5 protein-coding genes are annotated in these 9,227 nt (G+C 70.8%); 3 read left to right on the forward strand and 2 right to left on the reverse strand.

Annotated elements, in window-relative coordinates; genetic code table 11:
- Window positions 1-201 precede the first annotated feature (201 nt).
- On the reverse strand, window positions 202-1,647 hold the full coding sequence (locus tag ACBY01_RS16870; RefSeq protein ID WP_416462153.1) for a L,D-transpeptidase family protein: 1,446 nt from the start codon (window positions 1,645-1,647) through the stop codon (window positions 202-204).
- A gap of 163 nt (window positions 1,648-1,810) precedes the next feature.
- Window positions 1,811-5,908: an autotransporter outer membrane beta-barrel domain-containing protein gene (locus ACBY01_RS16875; protein ID WP_416462154.1), complete on the reverse strand. Its 4,098-nt coding sequence runs from the start codon at window positions 5,906-5,908 to the stop codon at window positions 1,811-1,813.
- A gap of 455 nt (window positions 5,909-6,363) precedes the next feature.
- Between ACBY01_RS16875 and ACBY01_RS16880 the strand changes: the two genes are divergently transcribed.
- The 3 genes from ACBY01_RS16880 to ACBY01_RS16890 all read left to right on the forward strand — a co-directional run bounded on the left by ACBY01_RS16880 (window position 6,364) and on the right by ACBY01_RS16890 (window position 8,980).
- A complete protein-coding gene (locus ACBY01_RS16880; RefSeq protein WP_416462155.1) occupies window positions 6,364-6,549 on the forward strand; it encodes a hypothetical protein in 186 nt (61 codons plus the stop codon).
- Window positions 6,550-6,638: 89 nt separating this feature from the next.
- Window positions 6,639-8,141: a UxaA family hydrolase gene (locus tag ACBY01_RS16885; RefSeq protein ID WP_416462156.1), complete on the forward strand. Its 1,503-nt coding sequence runs from the start codon at window positions 6,639-6,641 to the stop codon at window positions 8,139-8,141.
- A gap of 98 nt (window positions 8,142-8,239) precedes the next feature.
- Window positions 8,240-8,980 (forward strand): FadR/GntR family transcriptional regulator, encoded by a 741-nt coding sequence (locus ACBY01_RS16890; RefSeq protein WP_416462157.1) that lies wholly within the window; start codon window positions 8,240-8,242, stop codon window positions 8,978-8,980.
- The last annotated feature ends 247 nt before the right edge of the window (window positions 8,981-9,227 follow it).

A 9,227-nucleotide genomic window follows, 5' to 3' on the forward strand; every position in this document is an offset into this window, starting at 1 on the left:
ACAACACCCCCAGAAAGTGCCTCGGCTTCCGTACCCCCGCCGAGGCATTCCAACTGTTGCACTTCGAATGTGAATCCACATGCTGACTTTCGTCAGCATGACGATGGGGGGGGGCGTTCACCGTGCTCCCGCACAGGGGGAACACGGTGGAAATGCCCAGCGTCGCCGAGGAACGGGGCCGGTTGCCCGGCCCCCGTTCTCTTACGGACCGACGTCGGCGCCCTCGGGCTTGACGCGGTAGTTGGTGGTGGTGCCGAGACCCAGCGCCTGCGCGACGCGGTCGTTCCAGCCGTACGGATCGTTGCGGATCACCGGCTGGCCGGCGTCGTCGAACAGCACAGTCTGGTAGAGCATCCGCACCGGGATCTGGCGCGGCAGCTTGACGAACGTCTCCTTGCCGGTGCCGCGCGCCTTGTGCCACTCGTCGGTCACGCCCTCGTCCTTGGCGAGCATCTCGGCGAAGCCCAGCGCGTCCTCGACACGCACGCAGCCGTGGCTGCGCTGGCGCTGCACTTCCTGGAACAGCGGCTTGGCCGGGGTGTCGTGCAGATAGATGGCGTGCTCGTTCTGCATGTCGAACTTGACCAGGCCGAGCGAGTTCTTCGGGCCCGGCTGCTGGACGATCCAGCCGTCCTCCCACGCCATGTTGTTGCGGCGCAGATAGTCCGATCCCTTGCCGGCGATCTCCTTCTCCTGGATCGAGCGCGGAACGGTCCAGGTCGGGTTGGCCACCAGCCGGAAGATGGGCGAGCCCAGCTGCGGCGTCTCGCGGTCGGGCTCGCCGACCACCACCTTGCGGCTGTCGACGATCTTGCCGTCGCGCCAGTAGCTCAGCCGCGCCGCCGCCAGGTTGACGTCGATGCGGGTGCCCGGCGGCGTCCGCTCGAGCCAGCGCAACCGCTCCATGTTGACCGCGATCGCACGCGCACGGTCGGCATCGGACAGGTTGAGGATGGCGAGCGCGTCGCTGCCGATCACGCCGTCGGGCTTGATGCCGTAGTCGGCCTGCATCCGCTTGACCGCGGCGACCATCGCCGGGCTGTAGGCGTTGCCGCCCGCCGCGCCACGATCGAGATAGTCGGCGGCGACCAGCTGGCTGGCGATCATGGGAATGCGCGCGTCGGTGGAACCCGGCTTGAGCGGCTCGCCCTTGTCGGGGATCGCCGGCGTGGCGCCCTCGCCCTGCTTGCGCAGCGCGAGATACGCCTGGGACAGCTTGCCGTAGTTGGCGTCCTGCGGCGCCAGGCTCTCGAGCCACTCGCCGAGCTTGCCCTGCTGCAGCGCCTGGGCGAGCCCGGGCCGCAGATCGGCGTTCGGACGCGGCACGGTGTAGACGTCGTAGAGCTTGGTCGGATCGGTCGCGCCATGCGCCAGCGCAGCGGCGTAGGCGAGCGCCGTCTTGGTGAGCGCGGCATCGCCGTCGGCGCTTCCCGGTTCGCCGGAGACGTCGAACGGCATCTTGTCGAGGCCGTGCGCCGCGCGCTTGTTCAGCGCGTCGCGAAGCTGGTTGGCGGTGGATTGGGACCATGCCGCCGGCTGGGCGGTGTCGCCGGCGTCTGTCTGGTTGGAAGGAGCCGTGTTGACGTTGCAGGCGGACAGCGCGAGCGACAGCGCCAGCAGCGAGGAACCGATAAATCCGACGCGCACCCGTATCTCCTCTAGGTTTTGCATTCCCATAACGCCGCACGGGCCGTTTCGCTCCCGCAAGGAGCGGGAGGAACCGGCGGTTCCGGGCCGAACAACGGTCAAAAAAGGGGCGGGCTGCCGGGGTGGGGGGGAGAGAGGCAGCCCGCCTAGGAAGGGCAGATCGTCAGAAGCGGATGCTGATCCCGCCGCGCGCGCCGCCGCCCTTATAGTCGTCGCTCCAATCGCCGGTCGCCTCGACGAAGCCGCTCACGCGGCCCGCCGTCGCGACGGTGAAGCCGACCGCCGCCTGGCCATAGGTGCCCAGCCGGTTGAGGTCGAAGTCGAGCGAATTGCCGCCGTCGGCGAAGGTCATGCGGTTGCGGCCCTCGAACTCGTGGACCACCGCCCCGCGCAGGTAGAAGCTCGCCTTGGCATCGCCCCAGTCCTGATCGGTGCCGATCCGCGCGCCCGCCTTGCCGCGCAGCCCGTCGCCGTCGGCGAAGGCGATCGTGCTCGGCCCCGACACCAGATCGTCGAGGCTGGTGCGGACATACTCGATCGACACCGCCGGCTCGACGAAGAAGCTGCCGCCGCCGAAGCGCAAGCCCGCCTCCGCCTTGCCGCCATAGCCGTCGCCGTCGATCTTCTCGCGCACCCCGGCGCCCGGCAGCACCGCGCGCATCCAGTGATGCTCGTATTTGGCGAGGCCGTTGAGGAAGAAGGGACCAACGTTGACGCTGCCGTAGACGCCGACGTTGGCGGAGTCGTAGGTGAAGCGATCGGCATTCGCGCGGAAGCTCACCGTCGAATTGGCGTAGCCGCCGGTGACGCCGAACAGGAAGCCGCCGTCCCCCGATCCGCCGGCGAAGTCGTAGCCCGCCTGGCCGCCGAAGAAGTCCTGGCGATGGTCGAGCACGACGGTCTGCGTCTGGCCGAAGGCGGTGAAGTCCTGCCGGTCCGAACGCTTGTCGACCGATCCGAACATCTGCCCCCACAGCGCCGATCCGCGCTCGGGCGTCTCGGCCCCGGCACCGCTGCGGCCGTCGCGCAGCTGCTGCATGTGGCCGGACCAGGCGTCGTTGCTGCGATAGCCGATCTGGCGCGCGCCCTCGACCGCTTCGAGCAGTTCCACCGCCTGCGCGTTCGGCGTGCCGAACAGCGCATAGGTGGAGTCCGCCGGGTCGAACACCAGCGCGTAGCGGACCAGCCCGACCGAGACGTCGTCGGCCGCGAGGCCGAAGGCGTCGGCACTGCTGCCCGCCCCCGCCGACACCAGCACCAGATCGTCGACCAGGATGCCGCCGTTGCCGGTCAGCAGGTCGGTCGCGATGGTGGTGCTGCCGGTGGCGGCACCACCGATCTCGAGCCGGTCGGCGGTCGAGCCCGCCGCGCTGATCGAGACGTCCAGGCCCAGCGTGCCGGCACCGCTGCCGACGTAGCTGCCCGACACGGCGAGCACGTCGCCGGCGACGCCGTTGCGCATCTCGACCAGCCCTCGGTTGGTGAAGCGCTCCAGCCGGCTGAACCGCACCGTGCCGGCGGTGGTGCCGTCGGGACGGACCGCGAGGGTGGCGTTGTTCTCGAACCCGTCGTCGCCCGCGCCGAAGTCGCTGTCGCCGACCGCCTCGAACCGGCCGTAGTTGACCAGCGTGTCGGCAGCGTCGGTCAGGTCGACCCGGCCGGTGACGGTGCCGGTGTCGGCGATCGTCACCCGCGCGGCGGCGCCGTCGGCGTTGATCGCCGGCCCCGTCGCGCTGGCGACGCTGTCGCCGATGTCGACGGTCGCGCCGGTGCCGCTCGCCACGTCGATGCCGACGGTGCCGCCGGTGACCGAGGCGCCGTCGAGCGTGGCGACGTGCACGTCGCAGGTGCTCGCGGCGTGGATGCCGCGGCCGGCGGCGCGGATCGGGCCGGTGGCGGTGATGTCGACGCTGGCGCAACCGCTCGCGTCGCCGGTGATGCCGTCGGAGCCCGGACCGGTGGCGGTGATCGGGCCGGCGACGATCGTCTGGTTGCCGACGGTGGTGTCGACGTCGATCCCGCTCGCATCCTCCCCGACCGTGGTGATCGGACCGGTGCTCACGTCGACCGGACCCGCGCCGCCGCCGACGGCGACGCCGGTCGAGCCGTCGCCTGCCGTGTCGATCGCGCCGGTGCCGACGCGGATCGGCCCTTCGCCGGTGACGTCGACCCCCGCCGACCCGTCGCCGTCGGTGTCGATGTCGCCGGTGTCGACGCCGATCGCGCCTTCGCCGCCATCCACGATCACGCCGGTCGATCCCTCGCCGCCGGTGTGGATGTTGCCGGTGCCCACGTCGATCGGGCCTTCGCCGCTGACGTCGACGCCCGGCGCATCGGCGCCACCGGTATCGATGTCCCCGGTGTCGACGGTGATCGGCCCCAGGCCGCCATCGACGATCACCCCGGTCGAACCGTCACCATCGGTGTCGATATCGCCGGTGTCCACGTCGATCGGCCCCGTTCCGCCGACGTCGACGCCTGCCGAGCCGTCGCCATCGGTGTCGATGTCGCCGGTATCGACGCCGATCGGCCCGTCGCCGCCGTCGACGATCACGCCGGTCGAGCCGTCGCCGCCGGTGTGAATGTCGCCGGTACCTACGTCGATCGGCCCCTCGCCGGTGATGTCTACGCCCGGCGAGTTCGTGCCGCCCGTGTCGATGTCGCCGGTATCGACCGCGATCGGACCGGCGCCGCCGTCCACGATCACGCCAGGCGAGTCGTCGCCGCCGGTGGTGATGTCGCCGGTGTCGACGTCGACCGAGCCGCCGGTCTCGATATCGACGCCCGGCGAGGCATCGCCGCCGGTATCGATGTCCCCGGCATCCACGTCGACGGGCGTATCGCTGTCGCCGGCATCCACGTCGACGCCGGGCGAGTTGTCGCCGCCGGTGTCGACGTCCCCGACATCGGCGGCGACGCTGCACGCCCCCGGGCCGAGCACCAGGCACACTGTCGGATCGAGCACGATGCCCAGCCCGGTGGCGTCGTTGCCGGCGGTAGACAGTGCGCCGATGTTGGCGATGATGTTGCCGGGGGCGTCGATCAGCGCGCCGAGCGCACCGTTGCCCTGCGTCGTGATCCGGTCCGCGCCGAGGGTCACGTCGCACGCCCCCGCCCCGATCAGCGCGCAGGCGGTGGGATCGGCGGAGAGCTCGATGCCGGTGGCGGCCTCGCCCAGCGTCTCCAGCAGCCCCAGGTTCAGCGTGGTCGGTCCGACGACGCGTGCCAGGACGCCGACCGCGCCGTTGCCGCGGGTGGTGAGCTCGCCGATGGAAAAGGCGTTGCCGCAGGCGCCGGCCCCCAGCGTCACGCAGGCGTCGGGATCGGTGACGAGGTCGAGCCCCACGGCATCGTCGCCGTTGGTGCGCAACACGCCGATGCTGCCGGTGACGTTGCCGGCGGCGCGGACGATCGCGCCGATCGAATCGAGCCCGTTGGTGCGCAGGTCGTTGACGGTGAAGTTCTGGTCGCAGGCGCCGACGCCGAGCGTCGCGCAGGCGGTGGGGTCGGTGCGCAGGTCGATCCCGGCCGCCTCGTCGCCGCCGGTCTGGAGCACGTCGACGTCGAGCGTCGTGACGCCCGTCGCCGCCGAGACCAGCGCGCCGATGCCGCCGAAGCCGTTGGTGGTGATCTCGTCGGCGGCCGCGGTGACGTCGCAGCCGCCGGTGCCCAGCAGCACGCAGGCGGCCGGATCGGTCGCGAGGTCGAGGCCGAGTGCCTGGCCGCCCTGCGTCCGCAGCACGCCGACGTCGAGGTTGATGTCGCCGGCAGCACGCACCAGCGCGGCGGTCGACAGATTGCCGGTGGTGTCGATCAGGTCCGCGTTCAGCGTCGTGGGACCGTCGAGCGAGACCAGTTGCACGCCGTTCGACGACACGCCGCGGGTGAGCACATCGCCCAGGTCGACGTCGATGCTGCCGCCTTCGATATCGATGCCCGGCGCGTTGTCGCTGATCGTCGAGACCAGATCGTCGACCGTGAACACCACGCCGTCGACCGCGCGCAGCAGCGCACCGGTGGCGCCGTCGCCCCGCGTGGTGATGCTCGACAGGTTCGCCAGGATCGTTCCGTCGGAGGTGACGTTCAGCCCGTCGCCGTCCAGTGCGTCGATGATCGCCGGCAGCGGCAGCGGTGCGGCCGGATCGCCCTGCGGATCCGGTGCGCAGTTGATGCCGCCGCCGATCAGCGGCAGGCAGATGCTCTGTGCCGCAGCGCCCTCGGCACCGGCAACGCCGATCCCGACCGCCATGACCGGCGCCAACGTCCGTGCAATCGCCAGGACGCTGGTCCCGGCTCCACCCAATAGTTTCATCCTTGCGTCCCCTTTCAAGGTCCGCCCCCACACGGATCTTGCGTCCGCTGCTCGGACCCAAAGGTGAAATCCAGGGTTTTACAAACTATTAAGATGCCTAGACTGACCCACATTGCGCGTCGAAGCAGTTTCGATCGCGAGTATTTCGGTTCTTCTTTCCCGCGGGTGGCCGGCACACGGGCGCCGCCGCAGGCGGCTTCGGCCGGTCCGGGCGGCGGACAAGGCCCCGAAGCTGCGCGCGAAACGGCATGAAAACGGATCGACCGAGGGACCCGATCGGCGTGCAGGCGGTTTGTCTAGCCCAAGCTGACGGAGTTCGACACGATGCGCCAAGTCCCCACCCAAGACGATCCGCTGCCGGCGTCGCAGCGCGCCTCCTCGCCCCGATTGCGGGTGGACGTGCCATGACCGGCACCGATCGCATCGTCGCCGTCGGCCTGCTCACCGAGCGCGACTTGGCCGTGCTGGGCCAGGGATTCCAGCGGATCTACCGGCTCGACGACAGCCGCGAGTTCGACAACCTGCTCACCGCGATCGACCGCGCCGACGAACGCATCCGCATGCCGCAGAAGACGCCGTCCGCGTCCTGACCGCCGCGGCATCGCTGCGCATGGCCCGCCGCCCTTGTGCGGCGGCATCGGCAAAGTTATCTGAGGACTTTCTCAGCCGGATGTAGCCGATGCCCCTTCCCGACCCCGCCGACGCCGCGCTGCGGGTCGATCCCCGCGACGCCGTCGCCACCGCGCTGCGCGATCTTGCCGCGGGCGAGCGCGTCCGCATCGGCACCGCCGCGCTGACGCTGGGCGAGGCGATCCCCAAGGGGCACAAGCTGGCGGTGTCCCCGATCGCGGCGGGTGCGGAGGTGGTGAAGTTTGGCTGGCCGATCGGCCGCGCCACGGCCGACATCCCCGCCGGTGCGCACGTCCACACCCACAACGTCCGCACGCTCCTCGAAGAAGCGCAGGACTATGCCTATGCGCCCGCTCCGGCGGCTGCGGCGGTGCCGGCGGCGCCCCGCCACTTCGACGGCTATCGCCGGGCGAACGGCGCGGTGGGCACGCGCAACGAGATCTGGATCCTGTGCACCGTCGGCTGCGTCGGCGCGACGGCGCGGCGGCTGGCGGAGCGCGCCAGCCAGCGGTTCGCCGGGCGCGTCGACGGCATCCACGCCTTTCCCCACCCCTATGGCTGCTCGCAGCTGGGCGACGACCTCGACCACACGCGGACGATGATCGCCAGTCTGGCGCAGCATCCCAACGCCGGCGGCGTGCTGCTGATCGGGCTGGGGTGCGAGAACAACCAGATGGACGCGCTGCTCGCCGCAGCGCCCGGCCTCGACCGCAACCGGCTGCGCGCCTTCACCACCCAGATGGTGAGCGACGAGTACGAGACCGGCCTCGCGATGATCGAGGAGTTGGTCGCGCTGGCCGAGCAGGACCGTCGCGAGCCGGTGCCGCTGTCGGAGCTGGTACTCGGGCTCAAGTGCGGCGGCTCGGACGGGTTTTCGGGCGTGTCGGCCAACCCGCTGGTCGGCCGCGTCGCCGACGCGGTCGCCAACGCCGGCGGCACCCCGGTGCTCACCGAGATCCCCGAGATCTTCGGCGCCGAGCGCATCCTGATGGCGCGCGCCGCCGACGAGGCGGTGTTCGACGAAATCCGCACGCTGGTGGAGGACTTCAAGGGCTATTTCATCGCCCACGGCCAGCCGGTCTACGAGAACCCGTCGCCGGGCAACAAGGCGGGCGGGATCACCACCCTCGACGAGAAATCGCTGGGCGCGGTGCAGAAGGCGGGGCGCGCGCCCGTCGTCGACGTGCTGCGCTATGGCGAGCGGGTGCGGCGCCACGGGCTTGTGCTGCTGGAGGCGCCGGGCAACGACGCGGTGTCGTCGACCGCGCTCACCGCTGCCGGGGCGACCGTGATCCTGTTCACCACCGGCCGCGGCACACCGATGGGCTTCCCCGCGCCGACGCTCAAGATCGCGTCCAACTCGGCGCTCGCCGAGCGCAAGCCGGGGTGGATCGACTTCGACGCCGGGCCGCTGCTCGACGGCGAGGCGGCCGACGCCGTGACCGGGCGGCTGCTCGACCTGGTGATCGCCACCGCCTCCGGCGCCGAGACCCGCGCCGAGCGCAACGGCGAGCGCGAGATCGCGCTGTGGAAGCAGGGCGTGACGGTCTGAGAAATCGCTGGCGCCATTCCTGGAAGCGGCACTGGAATCCGACTCCGCATGACAGCCGGGTCTCCGCTGCCTAGACCGGCTGCGGACAGGAGCGCGGCGTGACGAAGACCGGACCGAAACTCTATCGAGCGATCATCGACGCGCTGCAGGCGGACATCGCCGCCGGCCGGTTCGCGCCGGGGGACCGGCTGCCGACCGAGCGCGAGCTGGTCGAGCGGTTCGCGGTGAGCCGGCTGACGGTGCGCGAGGCGGTGATCGGCATGGAGATCGTCGGGCTGGTCGAGGCGCGGCGCGGATCGGGCGTCTACGTCACCGCCGAAGCGCCACAACGGCTCCAGTCGCCCGACCTCGACATCGGCGCGTTCGAGCTGATCGAGGCGCGGCGGCTGATCGAGGGCGAGTGCGCGGCGCTCGCCGCCCTCACCCGCAGCGAGGCCGACGTCGCGGCGCTGCGCGACACCCTAGAGCGGATGATCGCCGAGAACGCGACCGACAGCCCCGACGAGTTCGCCGATCGCGATTTCCACCGGCAGATCGCCCGCGCGACCGCCAACGACGCGATGGTGCTGACGGTCGAGACGCTGTGGGACGTGCGCCATCGCTCTCCGCTGTGCGTCGCGGTGCTCGATCGCGCGCGCAAGGCGGGCGAGAAGCCGCGGATCGAGGACCATCGCGCGATCCTAGAAGCGATCGTCGCGGGCGATGCCGAAGGCGCGCGCGCGGCAATGCGGCGCCATCTGGGGCGGGTGATCGGCCACTTGCTCGACGCGACGGAGACCGACGCGATGGACGCGGCGCAGCGGCGCGATCGCGCCAACCGGGTCGCCGCGATCGGCTGAGGTCGGTCGGAGCGACATTCCCATATTTTCCGTTCGTCTCGAGTAGGGATCGAGCTTGTCGAGAGCCCGTATCGAGAGAGCCGCGAGCGCTGACCTCTCGATACGCCGTCTCGACAGGCTCGACGGCTACTCGAGGCGAACGGGTCTGATGGGGTGGACGCCCCCCGACGGCATCGATGTGCCAGAGTGGCGGTGTTGAAGCACCACTGAGGGAGGCGTCCGTGTCAGAGGCTACCACGATCGGGTT

Origin of the sequence: Sphingomonas mangrovi (genome assembly GCF_047975845.1) — a bacterium.
In the GTDB taxonomy this organism is placed as follows: domain Bacteria; phylum Pseudomonadota; class Alphaproteobacteria; order Sphingomonadales; family Sphingomonadaceae; genus Sphingomonas.